At 64.4% G+C, this 22982-nt stretch carries 25 protein-coding genes and 1 pseudogene; 10 read left to right on the top strand and 16 right to left on the bottom strand.

All coding sequences use genetic code 11. The features are described from left to right. Positions 1–19: 19 nt before the first annotated feature. Genes A7G45_RS10640 through A7G45_RS10630 form a run of 3 tightly spaced genes read right to left on the bottom strand, consistent with a single transcriptional unit; the run spans position 20 to position 1944 of the window. Positions 20–469, bottom strand: a complete 450-nt coding sequence (locus tag A7G45_RS10640) for an Rv0361 family membrane protein (RefSeq protein ID WP_260936659.1) — start codon at positions 467–469, stop codon at positions 20–22. A gap of 1 nt (position 470) precedes the next feature. Further along, the gene (locus A7G45_RS10635) at positions 471–1598 is read right to left on the bottom strand and encodes an ATP-grasp domain-containing protein (protein ID WP_260936657.1); all 1128 of its coding nucleotides are present in this window, start codon (positions 1596–1598) and stop codon (positions 471–473) included. 37 nt (positions 1599–1635) lie between these two features. Next, positions 1636–1944: a UBP-type zinc finger domain-containing protein gene (locus A7G45_RS10630; RefSeq protein ID WP_260938100.1), complete on the bottom strand. Its 309-nt coding sequence runs from the start codon at positions 1942–1944 to the stop codon at positions 1636–1638. A 58-nt stretch (positions 1945–2002) separates the two neighbouring features. Here A7G45_RS10630 and A7G45_RS10625 point away from each other — a divergent pair, with 58 nt between their 5' ends. From A7G45_RS10625 to A7G45_RS10595, 7 genes are all read left to right on the top strand, one after another. Further along, positions 2003–3595: a Na+/H+ antiporter gene (locus A7G45_RS10625; protein WP_260936655.1), complete on the top strand. Its 1593-nt coding sequence runs from the start codon at positions 2003–2005 to the stop codon at positions 3593–3595. 326 nt (positions 3596–3921) lie between these two features. Beyond that, positions 3922–4317: an ArsR/SmtB family transcription factor gene (locus A7G45_RS10620; protein WP_260936654.1), complete on the top strand. Its 396-nt coding sequence runs from the start codon at positions 3922–3924 to the stop codon at positions 4315–4317. Continuing rightward, positions 4314–4796, top strand: a complete 483-nt coding sequence (locus tag A7G45_RS10615; protein WP_260936651.1) for an SRPBCC family protein — start codon at positions 4314–4316, stop codon at positions 4794–4796. The genes A7G45_RS10620 and A7G45_RS10615 overlap by 4 nt, the downstream gene beginning before the upstream one ends. Before the next feature lie 351 nt (positions 4797–5147). Next, positions 5148–5633 (top strand): nitroreductase family deazaflavin-dependent oxidoreductase, encoded by a 486-nt coding sequence (locus tag A7G45_RS10610; RefSeq protein ID WP_260936650.1) that lies wholly within the window; start codon positions 5148–5150, stop codon positions 5631–5633. 66 nt (positions 5634–5699) lie between these two features. Continuing rightward, the gene (locus A7G45_RS10605; RefSeq protein ID WP_260936649.1) at positions 5700–5954 is read left to right on the top strand and encodes a hypothetical protein; all 255 of its coding nucleotides are present in this window, start codon (positions 5700–5702) and stop codon (positions 5952–5954) included. A gap of 368 nt (positions 5955–6322) precedes the next feature. Next, positions 6323–7366, top strand: coding sequence for a 1-acyl-sn-glycerol-3-phosphate acyltransferase (locus A7G45_RS10600; RefSeq protein WP_260936648.1), 1044 nt, complete (start codon positions 6323–6325; stop codon positions 7364–7366). A 349-nt stretch (positions 7367–7715) separates the two neighbouring features. Continuing rightward, positions 7716–7997 (top strand): ANTAR domain-containing protein, encoded by a 282-nt coding sequence (locus tag A7G45_RS10595; protein WP_260936646.1) that lies wholly within the window; start codon positions 7716–7718, stop codon positions 7995–7997. A gap of 183 nt (positions 7998–8180) precedes the next feature. Here the strand turns inward: A7G45_RS10595 and A7G45_RS10590 are convergent, their stop codons facing one another. From A7G45_RS10590 to A7G45_RS10575, 4 genes and pseudogenes are all read right to left on the bottom strand, one after another. Beyond that, on the bottom strand, positions 8181–8834 hold the full coding sequence (locus tag A7G45_RS10590; RefSeq protein ID WP_260936644.1) for an MspA family porin: 654 nt from the start codon (positions 8832–8834) through the stop codon (positions 8181–8183). Positions 8835–8889: 55 nt separating this feature from the next. Further along, positions 8890–8982 (bottom strand): annotated as a pseudogene (locus tag A7G45_RS10585) (MspA family porin); the annotation flags it as partial. A 69-nt stretch (positions 8983–9051) separates the two neighbouring features. Then, the gene (locus A7G45_RS10580; protein WP_260936641.1) at positions 9052–10449 is read right to left on the bottom strand and encodes an MFS transporter; all 1398 of its coding nucleotides are present in this window, start codon (positions 10447–10449) and stop codon (positions 9052–9054) included. 431 nt (positions 10450–10880) lie between these two features. Beyond that, a complete protein-coding gene (locus tag A7G45_RS10575) occupies positions 10881–11189 on the bottom strand; it encodes a DUF3040 domain-containing protein (protein WP_260936639.1) in 309 nt (102 codons plus the stop codon). 216 nt (positions 11190–11405) lie between these two features. Here A7G45_RS10575 and A7G45_RS10570 point away from each other — a divergent pair, with 216 nt between their 5' ends. Next, complete coding sequence (locus A7G45_RS10570; RefSeq protein ID WP_260936637.1) at positions 11406–12197, top strand: alpha/beta fold hydrolase; 792 nt, start codon at positions 11406–11408, stop codon at positions 12195–12197. Between the two features lie 218 nt (positions 12198–12415). Here the strand turns inward: A7G45_RS10570 and A7G45_RS10565 are convergent, their stop codons facing one another. Next, positions 12416–13600, bottom strand: coding sequence for an FAD-binding domain (locus A7G45_RS10565; protein WP_260936635.1), 1185 nt, complete (start codon positions 13598–13600; stop codon positions 12416–12418). A 278-nt stretch (positions 13601–13878) separates the two neighbouring features. On the opposite strand from A7G45_RS10565, the gene A7G45_RS10560 reads away from it, so the two are divergent. Beyond that, complete coding sequence (locus A7G45_RS10560; protein WP_260936633.1) at positions 13879–14871, top strand: hypothetical protein; 993 nt, start codon at positions 13879–13881, stop codon at positions 14869–14871. 130 nt (positions 14872–15001) lie between these two features. On the opposite strand, the gene A7G45_RS10555 is transcribed toward A7G45_RS10560, so the two are convergent. From A7G45_RS10555 to A7G45_RS10545, 3 genes are read right to left on the bottom strand one after another with little or no spacing between them, the layout of a single operon-like run. Continuing rightward, the gene (locus A7G45_RS10555; protein WP_260938098.1) at positions 15002–15760 is read right to left on the bottom strand and encodes an Rv2686c family ABC transporter permease subunit; all 759 of its coding nucleotides are present in this window, start codon (positions 15758–15760) and stop codon (positions 15002–15004) included. Continuing rightward, positions 15760–16470: a fluoroquinolone export ABC transporter permease subunit gene (locus tag A7G45_RS10550; protein ID WP_260936631.1), complete on the bottom strand. Its 711-nt coding sequence runs from the start codon at positions 16468–16470 to the stop codon at positions 15760–15762. Before A7G45_RS10550 ends, A7G45_RS10555 begins: the two co-directional genes overlap by 1 nt. Continuing rightward, positions 16467–17372, bottom strand: a complete 906-nt coding sequence (locus tag A7G45_RS10545) for an ABC transporter ATP-binding protein (protein ID WP_260936629.1) — start codon at positions 17370–17372, stop codon at positions 16467–16469. Before A7G45_RS10545 ends, A7G45_RS10550 begins: the two co-directional genes overlap by 4 nt. Positions 17373–17528: 156 nt before the next feature. Here A7G45_RS10545 and A7G45_RS10540 point away from each other — a divergent pair, with 156 nt between their 5' ends. Continuing rightward, entirely contained in the window at positions 17529–17999 is a 471-nt protein-coding gene (locus tag A7G45_RS10540; protein ID WP_260938096.1) for a GbsR/MarR family transcriptional regulator, read from the top strand. 243 nt (positions 18000–18242) lie between these two features. Here the strand turns inward: A7G45_RS10540 and thpD are convergent, their stop codons facing one another. The 5 genes from thpD to A7G45_RS10515 form a co-directional block, all read right to left on the bottom strand. Next, positions 18243–19127 (bottom strand): ectoine hydroxylase, encoded by an 885-nt coding sequence (gene thpD, locus A7G45_RS10535; RefSeq protein ID WP_260936626.1) that lies wholly within the window; start codon positions 19125–19127, stop codon positions 18243–18245. Further along, positions 19124–19516 (bottom strand): ectoine synthase, encoded by a 393-nt coding sequence (locus A7G45_RS10530; RefSeq protein ID WP_260936624.1) that lies wholly within the window; start codon positions 19514–19516, stop codon positions 19124–19126. Before A7G45_RS10530 ends, thpD begins: the two co-directional genes overlap by 4 nt. A 40-nt stretch (positions 19517–19556) precedes the next feature. After that, positions 19557–20846: a diaminobutyrate--2-oxoglutarate transaminase gene (gene ectB, locus A7G45_RS10525; RefSeq protein ID WP_377042057.1), complete on the bottom strand. Its 1290-nt coding sequence runs from the start codon at positions 20844–20846 to the stop codon at positions 19557–19559. 79 nt (positions 20847–20925) lie between these two features. Next, the gene (gene ectA, locus A7G45_RS10520) at positions 20926–21468 is read right to left on the bottom strand and encodes a diaminobutyrate acetyltransferase (RefSeq protein WP_260936621.1); all 543 of its coding nucleotides are present in this window, start codon (positions 21466–21468) and stop codon (positions 20926–20928) included. Positions 21469–22279: 811 nt separating this feature from the next. Continuing rightward, a complete protein-coding gene (locus A7G45_RS10515) occupies positions 22280–22756 on the bottom strand; it encodes a MarR family winged helix-turn-helix transcriptional regulator (protein ID WP_260936619.1) in 477 nt (158 codons plus the stop codon). Between the last annotated feature and the right edge of the window lie 226 nt (positions 22757–22982).

The raw sequence follows: 22982 nt of genomic DNA, 5'->3' as shown, positions 1-22982 counted from the left end.
GATGCGAGTCTGTCACAAACTAGCTCGGGACCGGCGAGCACACCTTCCATGCGCCGTCCTCGTTCACCAGCACCACGGGCGCCGTGGGCTTCTGGTCCGGCGTCTTGTCGAAGTGGTACATCAGCACCGCGGTGGCCTGCTGGCCGTCGAACTTGATGTCCGTCACTTCGTCGACGTAGCGCTGCCCGTTCTTGGCCGCCGAATCCTGTTGCTGGGCAAGCACATCCGCCTCGGTGCCGGCCTGCGCCTTGCAGGTGTACGTCTGGAAGCGCGCATAGTCCTTGCGCTGCAGCCCGTCGTTCTGGCCGACGACCGCGGTGCGCACCAGCTGCTCCGGCGTCGGATCATTCCGACCGAACACCCCGATCGCGTTCAGCACAGCGATTATGACCACGAGGACCACAATGAGCGCCAGCGCGGCCAGGAACGGCCCCAGGGTCTGGCGCGGGTGCGATTCCGATTCGGTCATGTCACTTCCCTGTCTGGTTGATCGCCGCTGCTTGGTTGAGCACAGCGGCCACCTGATGCGCACGGTCACGCGCCCGCACCACGTCCGGCGCCGTCGCCAAAGCCACGCACACCTCGCCGGAGAGGCGTACATCGCTCTCGGCGACAGCCAGCGCGTCGGGCAGTGCGCGCGCGACCGCCGCCTTGTCCGACGACGGGCGGCTGACCTCACCGGCCGCCGGCGAGATCATGATGGTGTCGACCGGCAGGCCGAGGACCGCCCGCGCGTGCAGATCGAACTGCGACAGCCGCTGCGACCGCGTCGTCACGAACCCGGCGCCGGTGAGCATCGGATGGACCGTCGCGAAGTACACCTCCTCGGCCCCCGATTCCGCGTCGGTGCCGAGCAGCAGGTCGACGGTGAACAGCCCCGTGCCACCGAGTTTGTTGACGATCCGGGCCGCGATCGAGCGGGCCGCGTCCAGCGCCGACTCCGACAGCAGCTGCGGCTGCCACAGCTCCAGCGGACCGCCGTTGTCGCGGCGGTGACCGATCGGCTCGCAGAACTGCACCACCGGGCCGGCCGGGCCCTGGGTCCGCACCGTCAGCATGGTGAACTCGGCGGCCACGTCGACGGCCGTCTCGGCCATCACCCGGTCACTGCCCGCAGCCACCGCTCGGTGCCAGGCGACGTCGACGTCTTCGGGGCGGGACAGCACCGAGCGGCCCGCACCTTCGGTGTTCGCGGCCGGTGACACCGTGAGCGGCAGCCCGGCGTGCTCGGCCACCGCGGTGAGCTCGTCGACCGATCCGGCGAACCAGAACGGCGCCGTCGGCAGCCCCAGCTCGTTGGCCGCCAAGGTGCGCAGCGCCTCGCGATCGGACGCGAGCCGCAGAGCAGTCGGCGTCGGGAACACGGCGACCTCGTCGAGCCCGGCCAACCCCGCCACGACGTCGGCCGCCAGGTCCGCCACCGCGGACTGGACCACCACCAACTGCGGCGTGTGCCTGTCGATCAGGGCCCGCAGTGCTGCCGCCCCGGCGGGCGCGGCCACCGCGGTCGCCCGCGTCCCCAGCCGCTGGAAGGACAGCACCAGCTCACTGCTCAACTCACCGGTGCCGAGTACCAGAACCGTTGTCCGGTCTACCAACTCATCAGCCAATCTCCCCGTCGCTTCGCTCGCCGCGTCAACCCAATCTGATGTCGACGTAGCACCATCGCCAGCTCTCCCCCGGCTCGACCGACCGCATCACCGAATGACCGGTGCGGCGGTAATGCTCATTGGCGTGTTGGTGCGGACTGGAATCGCAACAGCCGACCTGTCCGCAGGTCAGACACATCCTCAGGTGTGCCCACGTATCCTCCCCAAGTGCCGCACAGTCACCACAGCGTCCAGGCGTCTGCGGCTCCGGTTCAGCTTGACCGACCGCGTCGGCGAGGTGCGCGCAGGTGGTCGGGGAATTTTCTTCGCGCGGACGTGTTGCCCGTGACTGCATCCATTTCCCCAGCATGTTGAACAAGGATAGGGCTGGCTGACCGAGGAGGTTTGAGGACATGGGTGCCCCACTGCTGGCAGTGCTGGTGGCCTCGGTGTTGTTGGCCGCGCTGGCCCGCCGATATGACGTCTCGGCACCGTTGGGACTCGTCGTCGCCGGACTCGCGGTCGGGCTGATTCCGGGCGTGCCGGCGATCGAGATGCAGCCGCAATTGGTCATGTTCGTGGTGCTGCCGCCGCTGCTGTGGTCGGCCGGGCTGGAGAGCAGCTACCTGGCCCTGCGCAAGAACGTCCGCGCCATCGGGCTGCTCGCGGTCGGCCTGCCGCTGGCCACCACATTGGTGGTCGGGTTCGTCGCTTTCCACACCGTTCCGGAGCTGACGGTCGCGGCAGCTCTCACCCTGGGCGCGATCGTCGCGCCGCCCGACGCGGTGTCCGCCGCGGCCATCGGCCGCCGACTGGGGCTGCCGCGCCAGATCATGACGCTGCTCGGCGGCGAGAGCCTGCTCAACGACGCGACGGCGCTCACCGCGTACAAGGTCGCGCTGGCAGCTGCCATCGGCGCAGCGGCGACGTGGCAGGGCGCGCTGGGCACCTTCGCGCTGGCCGCGGTGGGCGGTGTCGTGATCGGCGGACTGATCGGCTGGCTGATCGAGTTCATTCGGACCTGGCTCGACGATCCACTGGTGGAGAGCGCCATCGGGCTCGTCGCGCCGTATTTCATCTACTGGGTGGCCGAGGAGGTGCACGGCTCCGGGGTGATCGCGGTGGTGGTCGCCGCGCTGCTGCTCGGACAGCGCGCCACGCGGGCTTCCTACGCCACCCGGCTGCAGGACGACGCGGTGTGGAAGTCGATCCAGCTGGTGCTGGAGTCCTTCGCATTCCTGATGATCGGCCTGCAGCTGCCGACCGTCGTCGACGAGCTGACCGGTATCCGCGCCGTCACCCTGGCCGTGGCGTCGGCCGCGGTACTGGCCACGGTGATCGGGGTCCGCATCGTCTGGGTGTACGTCATGGCCTACACGCCGCGCGTCCTGTTCCGCGGCATCCGGGAACGGGAACCCAGACCGACGGCGTCGCAGGTTTTCATCGTGGCCTGGGCGGGGATGCGCGGTGTGGTCTCACTGGCCGCGGCGTTCGGTGTGCCACTGGTGACCATGAGCGGCGAACCCTTCCCGGGGCGCGCGCAGCTGGTGTTCCTGACCTTCGTCGTAGTGATCGGCACGCTGCTGTTGCACGGTCTGACGCTGCCGTGGCTGATCCGGATGCTCGACGTCCAAAGCGAAGCCGAGGCTCATCAGGACGCTTTGGAACAGGCCGCAGCGTCGAGTCGCGCGGCCGCGGCGGCCGCCGACCGGCTCGACGAATTGCTGGCCCGCAGTAGCGATTCCAGTGCCCAACAGCACGTCGGCGAGGTACTGCAGAGCTGGAACGACCGGCGTCGCAACGCGGTCTGGGAGCGACTGGGCCGCAGCGACGACGACATCGGCGAAAGCCCGGCGTCGGCCATGCGGCGCCTGCGGTTGGAGATGCTGGCGGCCGAGCGCGCGACGTTCATCGCCGAACGCGACGCCGGCAACATCGACGACGAAGTCCTGCGGTCAGTGCTGCACGGGCTGGACCTCGAAGAGGCTGCGCTGAACCGCGAGTGACGCTCGCTTGGCGTGGGCAGTGCGCCGAAGCTCGCTCGGCGAACCTGAGCACACGGCGATTTCCCGAGGTTTCGCGCCACCCAGCCAGACTCGGCGCTGGGCACTTGACTAGCAAAAGCGTTGTGGCCGTTGACTTTGCGTCTACGCACCCCGCTACTCGAACTTTTACGCCCTCAGTTCAGAGTCAACGGCGTCGGGCCGCCGATCCGGGTTGAGTCGGAAATGAGGGCGCAAGCCACTCGCACAAGTGAGCCAAGGATTCCGGGTGAACGCGTTTTCGCACCAGCCCTTGACGCCGCCACCCAAGCGTCCTAACCTACAACCAAATGGTTGTAGATACGTTTCCTGAGGCATTCACCGATGCGGAGATCGACCGGATCTTCCACGCATTGGCGGACGCCACGCGCCGCGACATCGTCGCCCGGACGATGCGCAGCGACCAGTCGGTGAGCGCACTCGCGCGCGGCTATGACATGAGCTTCGCCGCGGTGCAGAAACACGTTGCCGTACTGGCCTCCGCGGCGTTGGTGCATAAAGAGCGCCGCGGCCGGGAACAACTCGTCCGTGCGGTGCCCGAAACCCTGCACCGAGCGGGCGTGCTCCTGGAGCGTTACGCGGCGCTCTGGCACGACCGCGCCGCGACCATCGAGGCGATCCTGGCCGAAGACGGTTACCCGCCCCACCAAACATCAAGCAGCACAAAACGAAAGGACCACCGATGACGGTGCTCAGCAGCGCCACCGACCCGCAGGCCCTCACCATGACGTTCGTGGCCGAGTTCGCCGCCCCGCCGGCACGTGTCTGGCAGGTGTGGGAAGACCCGCGTCAGCTGGAACGCTGGTGGGGTCCGCCGACCTGGCCGGCCACCTTCACCCGGCACGCCCTCACGCCGAGCGGTCAGTCGCGGTACCACATGACCGGCCCCGAGGGCGAGATCGCGCCGGGCTGGTGGACCACGCTCGAAGTCGACGCACCGAACCGATTACTCATCGAGGACGGCTTCTCGCAGCCGGACGGAGAGCCCGACCCCGAGATGCCGACCATGAGCCTGGAGGTGTCGTTCGACGCCATCGACACCGGCACCCGGATGACGATCCTGACTCGGTTCACCGACATCGAACAGCTCGAGAAGGTGACCGCGATGGGCATGGTCGAAGGCATGACCGGCGCGCTCGGCCAGATCGACGCACTGCTGTCCTGATCCACCGAAAACCACTGGAAGGAAACGACATGCCGACGGCCATCCAGCCGTGTCTCTGGTTCAACGACCAGGCCCTTCTTATCAGCACCCATTTTTGAAAAATTGGCGGGTGTCTGCGCGACTACCTGCAGTTTTGCAGCTGACCAGCGGCCCACGCCGGGCTGCAAACGTTGACCCGTGGCGGCGTACTTCGAAATCCTGATCCGCCATGGGCAGCCGCGACGCAATCAATTGCGCTATGCAATAGTTGCAGTAGCATCGCATATGACGGGTACATCGGTCGGGTGGTATTCCGCACGACGTGGCACGTGCCCATGAGGCGCATCCACGGGTGCGGAAAGGGTGACAGCTGTGAAGATCGTCAAACACGTAAGCCCTCCAGCGGGATTGAGCCGGCTGCTGTATCGGCTGCCCCTGTATGCGTTCCGCGCTCAGCTCGGTTGGGTGTGCGGGGAGCGCATGATGCGGCTTCATCACCTAGGTCGAGTGTCTGGTGAGCCACGTCAGGCGGTGCTGGAGGTCGTCGAGCACGATCGGGCCGACGATAGCTTTGTCGTCGCTTCGGGGTGGGGGCCAACTGCTGCCTGGTACCAGAATGTCATGCACGCCCCGGACGTCGTCATTGACGTGGGGTGGCGCACCGTGCCCGTGACCGCGGTAGCGCTTGACGCCGATGAAGGTGCGGACATCTTTGCCCGCTACGCAACGCGCCACCGCCTGGTGGCAACGTTCGTTCTTCCGGGGGTGATGGGGTTTGAGGTCGATGGTTCGGAAGCCGACTTCCGCGAGGCAGGGCGACATATGCCATTCGTCCGATTCATCCCGCGTTCGGCGTAGTCGATCGGCTTCAGCGTCGTCTCTGCGTCAAGCGGCGTCCAGCCCAGCTGACGGCAGCCTCACGCCGTGCAGTCCGGACTCGGAAGTCTTGCCACGCTTGCCTTGGTGGTAGTGAGCTATCAGCAGCTGATTGCCCGGTATCCGCGTGGTGGCGGAGCGTCAGCAGCGACCGGCGAGGCCTTCGGCGAAGGTTGGGCATTCCTGCCAACCGGTGCCCTGATCGTCGATTTCGTCCTGACTAGCGCGATCAGTGTCGCCGCCGGAGCATCAGCGATTATCGCCTATGCCCCCGTATTGGCGCTGTGTCGCGAAGTCCGCTGAACCCCCGGCCCGCCGGGGTTCAGCGTCACGACGCACACGAGGAGTTGCTTCGCGGTCGAGAGGAATTGCCTGGACAACCCCTGAGCGGAGTGAGTCCAAACGGTCGTCAACGGCCTCATCCTCCACGGCGGTAAGACCAGTTCAAGGCACGAATATGCCTATACCGCTGCAGTATTCGTGAGCCGGTCACCGACCCCTTGCCGCACTGATGCCACCGTGATCACGACGCAGGCACGGATCACGTCATGAAAGTTTCGGTAGCATATTGCAATAGTTGCTAGGTGCGGTAATGGATTGACTTCGCGACGAAGCGAGGCGGGCGGGAATCACTCATCAGCCGCGCCGGGACGCGAATATAGGAGTACGCGATGGCCAGTACCCATGCTGCGAACGTTATTGAGCTCGACAGGCGAGGTTCGCACACCCGACGGAACGCATCGATCCAGCGTTCCGCCGATGGCCGGAAGGCCGCCGAGACGGTCCCGCTCAGGAAAGCCAAAACTGCACTCGGCGACGTCACGACCGAGCGCATGCCCCCTCCAGGGGCTGAAAAGCCGGCTGGCTATCGGCCCCGGACCGGCTTTGTGGGCGACATGGCCGCGATGACCTCGTTCATCTGCCGGCGCCTCATAGGCGACTATCAGGTGGACGAGTTCGGCTACGACGCCGAGTTCGCCGAACAGGTAGTGCTGCCGGTGTTGCGGCCCCTGTTCAACGCCTGGTTTCGGGTTGAAGTTGTTGGTATGAACAATATTCCCTCTGACGGTCCCGCATTGATCGTCGCCAACCATGCGGGGGTGTTGCCGCTAGATGCGCTGATGACATCGGTCGCGGTTCATGACCACCACCCCGCGCACCGCGCGCTGCGGATCTTGGCCGCAGACCTGGCATTCGCACTACCCGTGCTCGCTCCCATCACACGAAAAGCCGGTCACACCTTGGCCTGTACGCCGGACGCGCACCGCCTCCTGACCAACGGCGAACTCGCAGCTGTTTTCCCCGAAGGTTACAAAGGGCTCGGCAAGCGCTTCCGCGACCGGTACCGGCTGGCGCGGTTCGGCCGCGGCGGTTTCGCGGCGGCGGCGCTGCGCGCTGGCGCACCGATCATTCCGTGCGCGATCGTGGGATCCGAAGAGATCTATCCAATGGTGACCAACGCGTGGCCTCTGGCCCGACTGCTGGGCCTGCCGTATTTCCCGATCACACCCACGTTCCCGCTAGCTGGCCCCCTTGGCCTGATGCCCCTGCCATCGAAGTGGTCCATCGAATTCGGTACGCCGATAACGACATCGAGCTGTCCGGACGTCGAGGACCCGATGGTGGTGTTTGACCTCGCCGACCACGTTCGTCAAACCATCAGCTGCCTGCTGCGACACCGACTGACCGCCCGGAATAATGTCTTTGCCGGCTAAGCAGATGAGGCAAACCGCAACCGGACCCGACGGGGACGTGGCGGGAACCGGCGATGCCGCGACACACCGCAGGACACCACAACCGCCTCACTGCGGTGCCTCCCACTTCGCAGCGCACGCGTTCGTGACCGCAGTTCTCTTGGCTGCGGTTGTGGTGCTGGCCATTTCCCTGCTATTCGTCGGGCCTCACCGCCCCGGTGCACCGCCGGAGCACACGCCTCGACATGCACCGCAGCTGACCACCCACCGATCTGAAAAGCCCCACACCACAAGATGATCCGACAGGAGCAACCATGACCAACCCCACCACGGCCGAAACTGCGATCGGGCCGCGCTGATGGACACCATCATGAGCCGCCAGCAGCTCACCACCGTTCGCCTACGTCCGGGTGTGCGGGCACTCGACCGTGCCGAGGGGGTATTGATGGCCCTACGGCGCTGCAGTTGCGACGACGCCTTCGACGAATTACTCGAGGCGGCTCGCCGCCAGCATGTGCCCGTCTTCACAATTGCCACCGCGCTCGTTGAGTTGGTCGACGGCAGCGACAATTCTGGTAGCGATCCAGTCGCCTCGGCCGCCGCCACCAGACAATGGGGCGAGCTCATTGACTGCCACCGTCCGCCCAGCTGACGTCGCGGACGTACTCGGGCTTACCTTGGACGCCGACCGCACTCCCCCCGGGGGCACGGAACTGCTGTGAACATGGCTGCACCACAACGCTTGTCGTTGACACGAGACGGGTGAGGCGCGGGCACTCGTCGGGGCCGCCAAAGCGCACCCCCGCGCGTGCGCCAGCGCCGCCCGGTGCGGTAGTCAGACCGATTTGGTGATGCCGTAGTAGGCCACGATGTCGTCGGTGTCGGTGGTGGAGCTGGTCAGCACCGCATAGGACCGCAGGAAGGACTGGCCGACGCAGCCGTCGATCTTGATGTGGGTGTCCTTGAGGGTGACGCGCACCGGTGCCGACTTGAAGGTCTTCTTGTCGACCGGCACCTGGGTGACCGTGCCGGGCTTCGGGTGGATTTCCAGGGTTCCCGACATCGGGACGCTGATACCGGTGGGGATCAGGCCGGCCAGGGTGGAACCGGAAGTGCTGATACCGATCTGACCGATCAGTTTGACCTGGCCGAGCTCGATACCGCAACCGATCTGGTAGCCCGCCTCCAGCGTGCCACCGGCCAGCTTGGTCTTGCCGTTGCCCGTCACCGTGCCGCTGAATGTCCCGCCCACCAAGTACTCACGCGAACTGACGGCAGTGGTCAGCGGGGCGACGGGCAGCTCGGTCTCGTTCTTGGCCACGACCGTCAGGACCCAGCCGTCCGGTGAGGTCACTGTCGCCGGTTCGTCGGAAGCCACGATGCCGGTGTCCACCGGCGGGCCCTCAGGTTCCGCCAGCGCGAGACGCGGAGCAGTTGCCGACAGCAGCACGCCTGCCGCGGCGGTCAAAGCGAAAACGCGGTTCAACATGGGATACAACACCTCTCGGGAAACTCAGATCAAAGTTGGGACGAAAAGGCTTGCGCTAGACGGACTTGGTCACACCGAAGTAGGTGATGACGTCGTCGCTGTTGTCGGCCGCGCTGGTCAAGGTGGCGTACGACCGGATGAACGACTTACACATTCGCGTAGGCCAACGAGGGCATCCGGTGCACAACGAATTCCGAACGTAGGTAGCACCACCACGTCACAGCGCCCATGAGCAGGAACAGCGCTGCATAGGCCCAGAAGGCCGGTGCCATGCTGCCGAAGTGGATCGTCGACAGTCGCAGCGCCTGTTGAAGCAGAAATCCTCCGAACGCGCCAACAGCGCCGACAACGCCCAGCGCCGCACCCGCTTGTCGTTTCGCTGAAGCCGTCGCCTCGGCGGGGTCCTGGCCCGACTCGGCGGCCATTTGTTCGCTACGGCGCCGAAAATTGTCGGGATCATCCGATAGGTCGACCCGTTACCGATACCGGTCAGCACGAACACCGCCAGGAACGCGGCCAGGTACAGGGGAAAACTGTGGAGTCTGAGTGCGGCCATGATCAACGCGATTCCGCCGGCCATGCCGACGAACACCAGGAGGGTGATTTTCGCGCCGCCGGTGCGGTCGGACAGCCATCCGCCGAGTGGCCGGGTGAAGGAACCAACCAGGGCGCCCAGGAACGCGAGGTTGCCGAGGGCCGCCAGGATCGCGACGTGGCTCAATTCGGGAAAGTTCACCTTGATCAGCGTGGGGAACGCGAACGAGAAGCCGATGAACGAGCCGAACGTACCGATGTACAGGAAGGCCATCACCCAGGTGTTGCGGTTGGTCATCGCCAGCTTGTAGGAGGACCGGTCGGGTTTGGCGCTGGTGATGCTGTCCATGAACAGCAAGGCCGAGACCGCGGCGATGACGATGAAGGGCAACCACACCAATGCAGCCAGGGTCAGCCCGAACCGGTAACCCGCCGGGGATTTAGCAACAACAGACGTACCGAGGGTGATCACCAGCGGAATCACCAGCTGGGTAACCGCCACGCCGAGATTGCCGCCGGCAGCGTTGATGCCCAGCGCGAGGCCTTTCTTTCCCTGCGGGAAAAAGAAGGAAATGTTGGCCATCGAGGAGGAGAAGTTGCCGCCGCCGAAGCCGGCGAGCGCGGCAAGAATGAGAAACACCCACATCGGCGTGTCCGGGCGGTTGATGAAAAACGCCAGCCCCAGGCATGGTAGGAGCAGCATGGAGGCGCTGAATGCGGTGAAGGCGCGCCCACCGAACCGCGGGATGGCGAAAGTGTAGGGCACCCGCAGGGCCGATCCCACCAGCACCGGTATTGACGTCAGGAGCAGCGCGTTGCTCACTGCGTGCGGATTCTTACCCCCGACGCCCTCCATAAAGGCAAACCCGGCACTTCCCATGTTGGTGACGACGATGGTCCATATCACCCACACGTTGAAGCCGAGGTGCTCGGATACGACCGAGAATGCCAGGTTCTTCCACGCGGTTTTCTTACCCCCGGACTCCCAGAACGTTGGATCTTCTGGCTCCCAATGGTCCAGCCACCGGCCCCGACGCTGGTATCGAAACATTGTCGCCTTCTCTTGCGGGTCGTCGGCCATCGTTGCGGTCATGTCGGATTCCTTCCGGTGCGGCGAACCCGCGCAACAGATTTCGCGACAACGTCACGAACTCCGGCGTCCGGTGTGCCTGCGCATATTTGCTGCGGTCGGGTTCCGAAGGTAGGAGAGCGCCATTACGGCAACCGGCTCACCGAGTTTCGCGATGAATAACTGGCACGCACTTCGCCGCGGGCCGCGTTGTGAGGTTTGCGTCATGCAACAGTTGCAGTGACGCACTGCAACAGCAGGGCCTAAGCCATGGAGGCAGACGCTCACAGCAACATGGTTTGAGCAACCGCCGCGCAGCCGGGACGCCTAGCACCGTCGGTGCAATGGCCGTGTTGGCTGGATACATGCGGCATCCACACAGCGGGCGCTGCCGACCAATTGATCGGGCCTCCGAGGCGCGGCGGATTTCGCGCTTCGGCGGGCTACTGGGGGCGGCGCAACGCCACTTTTGGTGGCACGGCGACCCAGCCGACTGCGGCGCCGAACATCATTGCGTAACCGCAGGCCGCAACGACGTACACAGCGCCGGCCATACCGGGAGCCACGAAAACGGCGCTGCCCATCATCGCCGCACCAAGAAGGAACACCAGCGCTGCAACAGTTCGCCGGCGACGCCGAATCCGGGGCGCGGATGTCATTTCATCGAACTGACGGGTCAGTCGTGGCGCGTGCAACTCCAACTCGTCCGAGATTTGTTCAAGAATCTGACGTTCGCGCTGCGACGGCTCCATGGCGCACTTCCCTTGCCGCGTCGATAGCCAGGTGATTCCCGCACGTCACTGCCCGGTTCCACGCCGGCCCTTGCTGTATAGTATTGCATATAACAACAGTTGCTGTGTACCCATGTCCCCAGGTTTGGATGTGCGCTGCGCGAAAACTGTTCGACGGACGTCCGCCTTGCTTGTGGGAGGTGCGCTATTCCCGAAGTCGGGCTGGGTGCGGGCCGAATGCGCTATCACGACCGCGGTAGCGGCTCGTGTGTCTTGCTGGTCCATGGATTGTTCGTCAACGGCACCGTGTGGGAGCCGCTGGTTCGTCTGCTCGAAGGACACGTGCGGTGTGTCATACCGGACCTGCCGCTGGGGGCGCATACGTTACCGATGAACGGTGCCGACCTATCCCCGCCAGCGCTGGCCGCAATGCTCGCCGAATTCATCGAGCGGTTGCAGTTGACCGATGTCACCGTGGTCGGAAACGACACTGGCGGCGCCTTGTGCCAGATTCTGTGTGCGCATCATCCCGATGTTGTCGACCGACTGGTGCTGACCAATTGCGATGCATTCGAGCATTTTCCGCCCGCGGTTTTTCGCCCCATCGAGGCGGCCGGGGCATCCGTTCCCGGGCTCATCGCCGGCCTTGACCTGCTGTTGCGCATGCCGTGGTTTCGGCGTGCGGCGCTGACGGCCGTCCCGGTGACGATCCGGCCGCTACCCGACGATGTGCTCGCGGCGTGGTTCGCACCCCTTCGAAACAGCCGCATCCGTGCAGCCCTACAGACTGTGCTGCAAGGGATTTCGGCCAGGCACACCGTAGAAGCCGCTGAACAACTAGCACATTTCCCTCGGCCCGCGCTGATCGCCTGGGGCGCACGCGACCGCTTCTTCCCACTGTCAGACGCGGCGCGGCTCACCCAAACCTTGCCCCGTGCGCGGCTGGAGGTCATCGACAATGCCCGCACTTACGTTCAGTTCGACCAGCCGCGGCGGCTTGCCGATCTGGTGCTCGACCACATGCGGTAGTCAGGGCCAGCCCGGCGGATACCTGCCGGTGGACGGCCCTATCACAACCCCCGGGACCGTCCCGAATGCGGAGATGGTCAGATTGTAAATCCATGAAGCTGACCGCGCGACCCCCGGCGCATTCTGAGTTCGCGGCGACCCGAGGCACGGCGAAATCCCTATCGCCGCAACATCAATCACGTCTGAGTCGGCGTTCTACCGCAGCCAAGAGGCCTTGGTTACATGCCGTACTGCGGCAGCACTAGCGCGTCACTGATTTCGCGGCGCCAGATCCGTTGACCCAGCCAGGGCATCGCGAGCAGTTTGGTGGCTTGATTGCGCGCCCACACCCCCACTGGGGTGGTCGGGGCGAACACTGCGGCAAAGCGGCGAGCGGAGGCTTGTTTTCCTTCGATGAATCCGCGCAGTAGACGCTCCTGGCGCGCAAACGCGCGACGATAATCGGTGTCGGCACGGTTGAGTTCACCAGCGAGCACATACGCCTGTGCCATCGCCAAGCCGGTGCCTTCCCCGGCTAACAGCGATACCGCGCTGGCAGCATCGCCGATCAGCGCGACCCGCCCGCTGGACCACCGGTCCATGACGATCTGGCTCATACGGTCGAAATACACGTCCTCACTGCGCTCAAGCGCCGCGAGAATCTGCGGACACTCCCAGCCCCCCGTTCCGAGGACCTGCCGTAGGGCATGTTTGATGTCGTTGGTCGTGCGTGGGGTGGAGCCGGGTAGCCGATCGTCGGTGAACACCGTGAGAAACATGGTGCGATCACCGCGCATCGCGAAACGGCTGATCATGCGTCCCGGATCGCTGTGGGCGAGATAGACCGATTCGTCGCGTGGTCGATAGCCGGCGACTTCGAACGCCGCCACCTGATAACCCAGGTCGGATTCGAATCGATCGTCGGGGCCGAACACCGCCCGGCGCACCGCCGAGTGCGTCCCGTCAGCTCCAATGACCAGATCGAAGGATTGCGATTGCCCGCTGCGCGAGCGCACTTTCACATCGACGTCGGATTGTTCGATGTCGACCACACGTTCCCCGAATCTGGTGGACACCTGGCCGTCGACGGTGTTGAAGATGATGCGTGCCAGATCGCCGCGCGCCACACTGGTGAATCGTCCGTTTGCCATGCGGCGCAGCGCGCCTGTACTGAAGCCACCAACGCGGCTGCCGTCCTGGCCGACCAGGCGAAGCTGTTCCACGTCGTAGCCGGCCGCGCGCAGTTCCGCGGTGAGTCCCATCTTCTCGGCGACTTCGTACCCGACGCCCCAGAAGTCGACGATGTAGCCGCCATCACGAAGCTGCGGCGCCGTCTCGAACAAGGTGACATCGAAACCGCTGCGGTGCAGCCAGAATGCTGCCGTGGTCCCGGCGATCCCAGCGCCGACGATGGCGATCTTCATGGGTTGACCCGCCGGCCCACACCGCGGCGTGGAATCCCACGAGCGCCCGGGTTGTGCATGCGGCCTCCTCGCGTTGATCGCGCCCGGCGACGCCGCCACCTCAGCGCATTACCTATTATCGCATAATGCAACAGTTGCCGTTCGCGATCATCGGAGGTTGGCGCCGGTCGGCACGACGGCGAGGCGCCGACGACCTCCGTCCGCGCCGTGGCATCGTGCCCTGGAGTGCTCGCTACTGTGCGAGCGGAAGAATGCGCCGACGTAGTGCCGTGCTCTGCGTGGCCTTGATGACGGCACTGGTGTCACTGTCCGGCTGCGATGCGCGGGTGCCCGACCGCCGCGACGATGTCGAACGGCTCAGCGCGCAGCTGGGTTCGATGTCCGGGGTGCAGGCCACTCACGCCGACTACGCCAACCACTGGGCCGCGGGTGCGGTGATGTTCGCCATCCACGTCGACGCCGCCGACGGCCTCACCGCCGACGAGCTGACCTCGATTGTGGAAACCTACCTCCAGAATGTCGCGTCAGGCCGATACCGCGACTACCACACCGAACTCGAGGTCCGTCACGGGTGGAGCGTCTTCGCCGTCGACAGCAGCGACCGGCCGATCGCCAACACGGCGCAAATCCTCGACCAGGCCCGTGACTGGATTGCCCTGCGCACCGCACTGCCGGGGGCCACCGTCGCCCTGCGGTCCACGATCAGTCACCCATTGGCGCACTTGAGTCCGAGGGAGATTGGCAGTTCGAACCGGGCGGACATCGAGCTTCCCGAAGGCACCCACAGCGCGGACATCGCCGGCGCTGTGAGCACCCTCTCGGCCCGCTTCCCCTATCTGGCGGTGTTGAACTGGAGGGTCAGCGCGGCGCGGGCGCAAGATCAGATCGCGTATACCGGGCGCTTCCCGACGGCTGCCGAACTCGACCTCTGGCGCCAATTGACCATCGACCAAACCATCGCCCATACGGACAGCATGCAGATCAACGGACCCGTCACCCCACCGGTGTGGCTTTCCGAAGCGACAGGCACCGATGCCGTCGATGTCGCCCTAGCCTTAGCCACCCGACACCTGCCCCTGGCCGCGACATTGCCCGCCCCGGTCCTCTACACCGCCAGTAGCCAACTTTCCGGCCACATCGGCGGTTACGGGGTCGCGCGGGGCCCGGTCGCGGTCACCATCGGCGGATGCACCCGACGCGACCTGGTCGTCTATCAGCCGACCGCCGGAGAACAGGCGCTCATCCACCACTACGAAACCTGCCAGCGGTGACCACGGCGCACTCACTGCGAAAGCTCGAAACACAAGGCGACCGAGAACCGCCACCGAAATAGGTTGCTGTCAAACACTTTTCACCGTGGAGCGCAGAAGTCGCGCTCCCGAAGAACGGATCGCAATTGCTTCACGTGCACTTGGCGACGAACCGGCGAAAGAGCGGCCAGACGATGGCCACGTTGTAGGCCGCGCCGCCGAGCAGATACGGCCACCAGGTGCCGCCCGCAGACGCCACCCAGAAAGCTTTGGCTGCCCAATAGGGTGGCAGGACAGCGAAAGCCAGGTTCCAGGGCGAATCGATGAACCACGGCAGGCACGGCAGGCCGGCGATCAACATGCCGAGCGCACGCACCATGGCGATGCCTTGAATCTTGTTGTTGGCCAATGCCACGATCAGCAGCAGCGTCGTCACCGCGGACAGGCCCGCGAGGATCCCGATCGGGATCAGCGCCGGCATCAGCCCCGGTTCCAGGATTCCACTGAAGGACATGGTGGCGGTCACGTAGACGGTGGTCACGACCATGACAGTGGCGGCGCGGTACCCGAAGAACGTCGACATGGGCACCGGGGTGACCCGCAAGGCGGTCAGGGTGCCGGCGTCGAGCTCATCGAGCACGAGGAAAGCCGCCAACCCGCCGACGATGATAATGCTGGTCAGCAACAGGAATGCGGTGAGCACCAACGGGTAGTACGGCACCAGGTCGAATTGGTAGCGTTGGGCCAGCAGGTGGGTGACCATCGGAGTGAGTACCGCAACGCCGGTGGTCCAGATCACCGGTGCCACGACGAGCATGACCAGCAGCGGATCACGGTAGGTCCCGCGAATATCGTTGCGGCCGAACGCCGCCAGCGCTTTGGTCGAGCGCAATCCCAGCACGTTGGTCATCACGCGCCTGAGCGTTCGATGACGTAGCGGTCGAACAACACTTTGGCGGCCCGGCACAAGCCCACCAGACACAGCAGCGGATAAACCACGCAGTAGAGCACCTGGCCGGTGCTCAAGGCCACTTGACCGAAGGCCGCGCCGAGCAGCAGTAGCGGACCCTGGATGGGGATGACATACAGCACGGGGTTGGGCCACAGCCCGGAATAGAAGATCAACGGAGGCACGAGCATGATCGCCAACGGGATGGTCGCGGCCAGAAACCAGTCGGTCACCGAGGCGAACGGCAACGACGTGATGAAACCGACGACCAACATCAACAGGGTACCCACAACGACTCCGACGACCAAGGGCAGCGGGTGGTAGGTGAAACCGTCGGCGACCGTGGACACGATGATCGCGACGAACAATGAGATCGACACCAACACAAGAAGCTTGGCGGCCAGGTACTCCCAGAACCGCAAGGGCGTGGAGATGACGGCACCGAGGGTGCGTTCTTGTTTCTCGAAGAACACTGCGGCGCCGATGAAGAAGAACCCGATGATCGCGATATCGCCGACCAGCACATAGGGCTCGGAGACCGGACGCAGGTCGCGCGGCATCGGCAACAGCACAGCCAACCAGATGAGCCCAGAGAAGATGCCGGCGTGCAGGAACTTCTGCCGAACCTGCAAGGTGAATTCCAAACGCGTGGCGGTGGCCAGTCGGGTCATGTCAGCTGCCTTCCGGTCACCTCGACGAACACGTCATCGAGGCTGGCTTCACGACTATGGATGGTCTCGACGTGATGGTTGCGTAGCACCGCGTCAAACGCCGGATCGTCGGCCAGACCGTCCATCGCAAACTCAGCAGTGCCCAAAGTCGCGGTGTCGGTGCGGTATTGGACCCGAACCCGCCGTTGACTACGAGCGATCTTCAACTCGGCCGGGGTGTCGAGGGCAACGATGGCGCCGTCGACGACAAACGCCACGCGATCACACAATTCGTCGGCGGTCGACATGTCGTGTGTGGTCAAGAAGATGGTGCGGCCCTCGGCTTTGAGGCGCAAGATGATGTCTTTGACCTTGCGAGCGTTGACGGGGTCCAGACCCGAGGTCGGCTCGTCGAGAAATAACAACTCGGGATAGTTGATGAGCGACCGCGCGAAGGTCAGCCGCATCTGCATTCCCTTGGAATACTTGGCGACTCGCGTATTCGCGACGTCGGCCAGACCGACCGAATCCAACAACTGCATCGGGTCCGCGGTTGGCCCGTCATACAGCGAGGCGAAAAAGCGCAGATTCTCGGCGCCACTGAGCTTCTGGTAGTGGTTGGGCAGTTCGAAGGACACCCCGACGCGCTGGTAATAGTCCGGGCCCCACGCCTGCGGTTCACGCCCCCACACGGCAGCTTGACCGTCATGGCCCCGCAGCAGTCCGATGAGCAGCTTCTGGGTCGTCGATTTCCCCGCACCGCTGGGGCCGAGGAAACCGAATATCTCGCCGCGTGCGACAGCGAAGTCCATGCCGCGCACCGCGGGCTGGGCCGCATTCGGGTAGGTGAACGTCAGCCCCTCGACACTGATGATGTCGGTGTTCGCCGGCGGTGCTGCATTTTCGCGTGGTGTTCTGTACATCGGGTGCCTTTCGGATCGGTGCAGCCACCTCAGACACAGGGCTGCAACATCTCCGACCAGACTTCCCGGAACACCGGAATCGACTGTACTAACCTTTCAGAAAATAGTGAAGGATGTTTGAGGTGAGGAGGATTCGTCGTGGATATGTCCTCAGGTCTGCAAGATGCGGCCGAGCAGCTCGCTGTGGTGTTGACCAGCCATGGATTGCAGCGGATGACCGCGCGGGTGCTGGCCACGTTGTTGTTCACCGAACAGCCCAACGTCACGATGGGCGAACTGGCCACAACCCTCAATGCCAGTGCTGGGGCCATCTCTGGTGCCCTGAAAATGCTCACCTCCGTCGGGCTGGCCGAACGGGTCGCCGCACCGGGCAGCCGCCGCGACCACTATCGGCTGCGTGACAATGCCTGGGCGATCCTGTTCACCTCGCAAAATGAAACGATCGCGGCCATGCTGGCAGCGGCCAACGCCGGCATCGCCGTCACCGACAGCACCAGCCCAGCACGGCAGCGACTGACCCAGATGCACGACTTCTATACATTTCTCCTGGCCGAAATCCCCGTTCTGCTGGACCGGTGGCACCACCAGACCCAGGCACCCGGCTCGCAGAACATGCCCCTTCCATGAGGCTGTCTCCCGCCCCGCGGACAACGCCCCAATGTCGTTGCCGTGCCGAGAGATTGGCCTGTGGCGCACCAGGAGACCTGGTCCGCGGCACCGACGGAACGTTGCATCTACGCCCGACGCGCGACGGTGCCGCGTAGCCCACGACGTTTCGGAGTGTCGAGTTACGCCATCGCCCTGAGCCTGACTTCCGGCTGGGGACTATGGTGTAACGGGCATCAGGCCTACGTTGCGTCCTTGCTGCAGTTATCTGGCTGCGAGGTATCGGGGCCGCGGCCGCGGTGCGGCGAACGGTTCACCGAGTCGGTTGTCAACCGAATTGAATACAAGAAACACATTCGACCGCGGCAGCGGTGTGATGTTCGATCCCGAACCATGCAGCAGGTTCGCGTCGAACCACAGTGCCGTCCCGGGCGAGCCGGTGAACTGGTCGATACCGTGGTGATCGACCGCCTTGCACAAGGTGGTCTCATCGGGCGTGCCGACCTGCTGCGCCACCAGCGAGGTGCCATGGTGGTTATCCGGGGTTGCCCCGACGCAGGGGTAGAACGTGTGGTGCGACCCGGGAATCACCATCAGTGATCCGTTGTACGGATAGTTGCGCGTCAAGGCGATCGAGCAGGACACCGCGCGGATGTCCGCCATGCCGTCCTCGGCGTGCCAGGTCTCGAAGTCCGAATGCCAGTAAAAGCCGGTGCCCGTGAAGCCGGGCATCAGATTGATCCGGGCCTGGTGGATGTAGACGTCGCTACCGAGCAGTTGGCGCGCGATAGGCATCACCGTGTCCAGATCGACCACTTGCGCGACCAGCGCGCTGAGCAGATGCGGTTCGAAGATCGAGCGGATGGACCCGCGTGGTTCCCGAATGATCCGTGGGTCGTCCGGCTCGAGACCTACTGCGATTCGGTCTGTTTCGCCGCGCAGCGGTCCAATCAGGTCATCAGCGAGAGTGCCCGGGCGGACGAGATAACCGAGCTCAGCGAAGCGCGCCAGTTCGCGCGGCGGCAACGGGCCGTCGGCATTCCCGCCCCACACCACTGGTTCGCTGCGGGGAATGGGCTCGACGGCATGGCCGAGGCGGGTCGGGTAGCGATCTTCGACGATCGCGGTCGCGGCGCCGGGCGCGCTCATGCGACCGACTGCGGGGGTGGGTAAGCACCGTTGGCGTCGTGTACCTCTCGCCCCGTGACCGGAGGGTTGAAGACGCAGAGCATGCGCAGTTGCTCGGCGCAGCGGATCTGGTGTCGTTCATGGCCGTTGAGTAGATACATGGTGCCCGGTCCCAGGGCATGGCGCTCCCCGGTGTCGAGGTTGGTCAACGTGCCGTGGCCTTCGGTGATCCACACTGCCTCGACGTGGTGCTGGTAGTGGAACTCGCTGACCGAGCCGCCTTCGATCGTGGTCTCGTGGAAGGAGAATCCGACCCCGTCGTCGGCCAGGATGATGCGTTTGGACCGCCACGTTCCGGCTGACACGTCGCGGTCAGTTCCGGTGATCTCTGCCGTGGTGCGAACAATCATGGGTGAAGAACTCGTTTCGTCTAAGTCTGCGGTAGTCGGATCACGCGTGGGTCGCCGCGACGGACTCGGCCAGGATGTCCAGACCGGTCAGCAGATCGTCGGCTGACGTGGTGAGCGGCGGAAGTAGTTTGACCACTTCGTCGGACGGACCGCTGGTTTCCATCAGTGCTCCCCGTTCGAACGCATTCCGGCATACTTCGCCGGCGCGTGGGGCGTCCGCGAATCTCAGCCCCTGCGCCATGCCGCGGCCACGGGCCGCGATGCCCTCGTAGCGGGCTGCGATGTCCTCGAGCCGCGACCTGATCAGCTCACCTTTCACTGCGGTATCGATACTGAACTGCGGTTCTTTCCAGTATGTTTCGAGCGCCACAGTGGCCGTGACGAACGCTGGATTGTGGCCGCGGAAGGTACCGTTGTGCTCGCCCGGCGCCCAGACGTCGAGCTCGCGACGAAACAGAGTCAATGCCATCGGTAGCCCGTAGCCGCTGATCGATTTCGATAGCGTCACGATGTCCGGCACAATCCCGGCGGCTTCGAAGCTGAAGAAGGGACCGGTGCGACCGCAGCCCATCTGCACGTCGTCGATGATCAGCAAGATATCGCGGGTGCGGCACAATTCCGCCAGCGCACGTAGCCACTCTTCGCGGGCGATGTTCAAACCGCCTTCGCCTTGAACGGTTTCCACGATCACCGCGGCTGGCCGGTTCAGGCCGCTACCGGAATCGTCGAGGACTCGTTCGAACCAGTGGAAGTCCTCGGTGACACCACCGAAATAGTTGTCATAGGGCATCGGGGTTGCGTGGACCAACGGCACGCCGGCGCCGGCACGCTTCATGGAGTTTCCGGTAACCGACAGCGAACCCAGCGTCATGCCGTGAAATGCGTTGGTAAAGCTGATGATCGATTCGCGTCCGGTGACTTTGCGCGCGAGTTTGAGCGCCGACTCGACCGCGTTGGTGCCCGTCGGCCCGGGGAACTGCACCTTGAAATCCAAATCTCGCGGCCGCAAGATGAGCTGTTGGAACGTCTCCAGAAAGCGCTGTTTGGCTGATGTCGCCATGTCCAGCGAATGCACGATCCCGTCTGATCCGAGGTATTCGAGCAGCGCCTGCTTGAGCGCTGGATTGTTGTGACCGTAGTTCAAAGCCCCTGCGCCTGCGAAGAAATCGATATAGCGCCGCCCCTCATGGTCCGTAATCCAAGAACCACTGGCGGTGTCCATGACGGTGGGCCAGCCACGGCAATAGCTGCGGACCTCCGACTCAACTGCATCGAAGATGCCCGGGAGGCCACTCTCGGTCAGGTGTGCCGCGTCGGCGAGAAGCACGATAGGATCCTTTCAGTCGATAACAGAAACTTCAGTGGGACAGCGCATTTAGCGCAGGGCCTGTCCCGGGGGCCGGGTGTCATCAGTTCGACAGCGGCGCAACGAGTGGGCCGATCCGCAGCATCGGCTCGTCTTCGTGCCCACCGTCGGCATCGAGCAGCTCGGCGGCAAAATGTTGACGTTCGGTCAATGGCACGCCATGACGGCGGGCGAATGCTCCGAAGAACCTGCGAGAGGCCGCATTACCGGGTGCCACGGTCGCTTCCACGGTGACCGGATGGCCCCCGCGTTCGGTTCGAATGCGATGTACCAGCCCGTCGAGCATGGCGCCCGCCAGTCCCTGGCCTTGCGCGTGCGGCGACACCGCGACCTGCCAGACGAACAACACGTCTGGCCGCTGCGGCGGATGGTAGCCGACGATGAATCCACAGATTTCACCCGCCTTTTCCGCGACGATCGAACTCGCCGCGAAATCGGTGGCCAGCAGTAGATAAGCGTATGTGGAGTTCACATCGAGCACACCGGTGGCGGCAGCGATGTTGCGGATCACGATTGCATCCATGCCACGAGGGGTCCGCAGCAAGGCAGTTTCGGCACGTCGGGGCGCGCAGTTGACATCGGGCATCACGGATAAAAGTCACCACCGAACGGTCATCGATCATCGTCAGTTCAAGTCATCGGGTTTGCTGACAGTAGACACACAGCCACCAGCGGATCAAGGCCGCTCATTGTTGCGGTGAACCGCTCAGCACTCCGACAAACGGCCGTCTGATCAGCGGTTTTCACTACCGTTCCATCGCGCCCAAGGCGCGCGCCCCCGTTATTGAATCGTTATACAAATCGAGTTCTGGACGGCTGCAATAGTTTTCGTCCAGCTCCCACTTCTGACCTTCGAAGAGAATCTCTTATCGCGATTGACGGCAACGTCCATGACTAGCACCGGGTCACGAGCGCCACGGCAGTCGAGTGTCACTCTCGGCCGACGACACTCGGCCAAAACCAAGGACCGCGGTCGAGAGCCCAGGCGCCTGATGCATAGGCGAATTCCCCAGGGGGGCAACCTCAAACACACGGCGGGGCGGCGCCGCCGGATGGCCGCCCCCGAAGACGTGCTTATTGCTACTGTGGCACTATGCTAGTGTGATGCCAGTGTCGAGGCGGGCGATCCGGCCATGGGTGACCGATCGCGATATGCCGCAGAGGCGCTCCGAGGCGACGTTGCTGCCAAAGCAGCAGCAACCGATGTTCCGCAGACCGCCGCGGGCGGGCCCACCCCACAACCGCGCCCGCCCCGAGGGCACGGTCGGTCCGCCCGCGGCTTCGGAGAGGACGACACCGCAACGACCGCATTAGCGCCGCGGAATCGACCACCCAGGCCACCCGACAACGCACAATACGCAGACTGCCGCGCAGAATCGCCGCACAAAACCCTCAGGCTAGAAATCGATCTCGGCCGGAGGCTCGCCACCGGCCTCGGTGAACGCCGTGAGCGCACCTACCATGCCCTCACGCTGCCGCGCCGGCATCGCCTCCACGACCCGTACGATTTCGGCCCGTCGGCGAGCGGTAACCGTGCGCACAACTTTGCGGCCGCGCGGGGTCAGCTCGACCACCAGTTCACGGCGCGAGTTGGGATGCGGGCGACGGTCGATCAGACCCGCCGCAACCAATCGTTCCGCCATCCGGCCGATCGTTGAGGGCTGCACGTCGAGCAGACTCGCCAGGGTCGCCAAGTTCGTCGTGCCGCGCGAGGACAAGATCACCAGCACCCGGAACTGGGGAATAGTGATCGTGTCGTCCACCTCGGCAATAGAGCGTGCCGAGATGCTGACCAACAGCCGGGACGCGGTGATCAAGGCATCGGTAATGGCATCGACCGATTGGGCGGTTGTTGTCTTGGTCTGTGCGTTCACCGGACCCTCCTCCCATGCAACTTTAGTCTGCACCTCGACAGATAGCCGACCAGACCCCACACCTCAGAGCGTGTCGCACGCCGACCCAGCTGGTGTCGGCCGCCCAGTGCCGGACCCGGTCCGATTGCCACTTGAACAACTGCACCCAGGGACGTCGTCGCAGCCGAATCGGGTAGCCGATTATCGTACGTAGCGCTATTGTTGCATACTGCAATAGTGATCAAAC

This window comes from Mycolicibacterium llatzerense, from assembly GCF_025331195.1.
Lineage (GTDB): Bacteria > Actinomycetota > Actinomycetes > Mycobacteriales > Mycobacteriaceae > Mycobacterium > Mycobacterium llatzerense.
This window is presented reverse-complemented; position numbering and strand designations above follow the sequence as displayed.

Bases quoted from the DNA above. Each gene is read 5' to 3' on its own strand.
- ectA (WP_260936621.1), bottom strand. From the start codon at position 21,468: ATGCCCGATGTCAACTGCGCGCCCCGACGTGCCGAAACTGCCTTGCTG.
- A7G45_RS10555 (WP_260938098.1), bottom strand. From the start codon at position 15,760: ATGACCAACGTGCTGGGATTGCGCTCGACCAAAGCGCTGGCGGCGTTC.
- A7G45_RS10640 (WP_260936659.1), bottom strand. From the start codon at position 469: ATGACCGAATCGGAATCGCACCCGCGCCAGACCCTGGGGCCGTTCCTG.
- A7G45_RS10630 (WP_260938100.1), bottom strand. From the start codon at position 1,944: ATGCAGTCACGGGCAACACGTCCGCGCGAAGAAAATTCCCCGACCACC.
- A7G45_RS10565 (WP_260936635.1), bottom strand. From the start codon at position 13,600: ATGAAGATCGCCATCGTCGGCGCTGGGATCGCCGGGACCACGGCAGCA.
- A7G45_RS10575 (WP_260936639.1), bottom strand. From the start codon at position 11,189: ATGGAGCCGTCGCAGCGCGAACGTCAGATTCTTGAACAAATCTCGGAC.
- A7G45_RS10595 (WP_260936646.1), top strand. From the start codon at position 7,716: ATGAGCCGCCAGCAGCTCACCACCGTTCGCCTACGTCCGGGTGTGCGG.
- A7G45_RS10600 (WP_260936648.1), top strand. From the start codon at position 6,323: ATGGCCAGTACCCATGCTGCGAACGTTATTGAGCTCGACAGGCGAGGT.
- A7G45_RS10545 (WP_260936629.1), bottom strand. From the start codon at position 17,372: ATGTACAGAACACCACGCGAAAATGCAGCACCGCCGGCGAACACCGAC.
- A7G45_RS10590 (WP_260936644.1), bottom strand. From the start codon at position 8,834: ATGTTGAACCGCGTTTTCGCTTTGACCGCCGCGGCAGGCGTGCTGCTG.
- A7G45_RS10530 (WP_260936624.1), bottom strand. From the start codon at position 19,516: ATGATTGTTCGCACCACGGCAGAGATCACCGGAACTGACCGCGACGTG.
- A7G45_RS10615 (WP_260936651.1), top strand. From the start codon at position 4,314: ATGACGGTGCTCAGCAGCGCCACCGACCCGCAGGCCCTCACCATGACG.
- A7G45_RS10550 (WP_260936631.1), bottom strand. From the start codon at position 16,470: ATGACCCGACTGGCCACCGCCACGCGTTTGGAATTCACCTTGCAGGTT.
- A7G45_RS10570 (WP_260936637.1), top strand. From the start codon at position 11,406: ATGCGCTATCACGACCGCGGTAGCGGCTCGTGTGTCTTGCTGGTCCAT.
- A7G45_RS10620 (WP_260936654.1), top strand. From the start codon at position 3,922: ATGGTTGTAGATACGTTTCCTGAGGCATTCACCGATGCGGAGATCGAC.
- A7G45_RS10625 (WP_260936655.1), top strand. From the start codon at position 2,003: ATGGGTGCCCCACTGCTGGCAGTGCTGGTGGCCTCGGTGTTGTTGGCC.
- thpD (WP_260936626.1), bottom strand. From the start codon at position 19,127: ATGAGCGCGCCCGGCGCCGCGACCGCGATCGTCGAAGATCGCTACCCG.
- A7G45_RS10580 (WP_260936641.1), bottom strand. From the start codon at position 10,449: ATGGCCGACGACCCGCAAGAGAAGGCGACAATGTTTCGATACCAGCGT.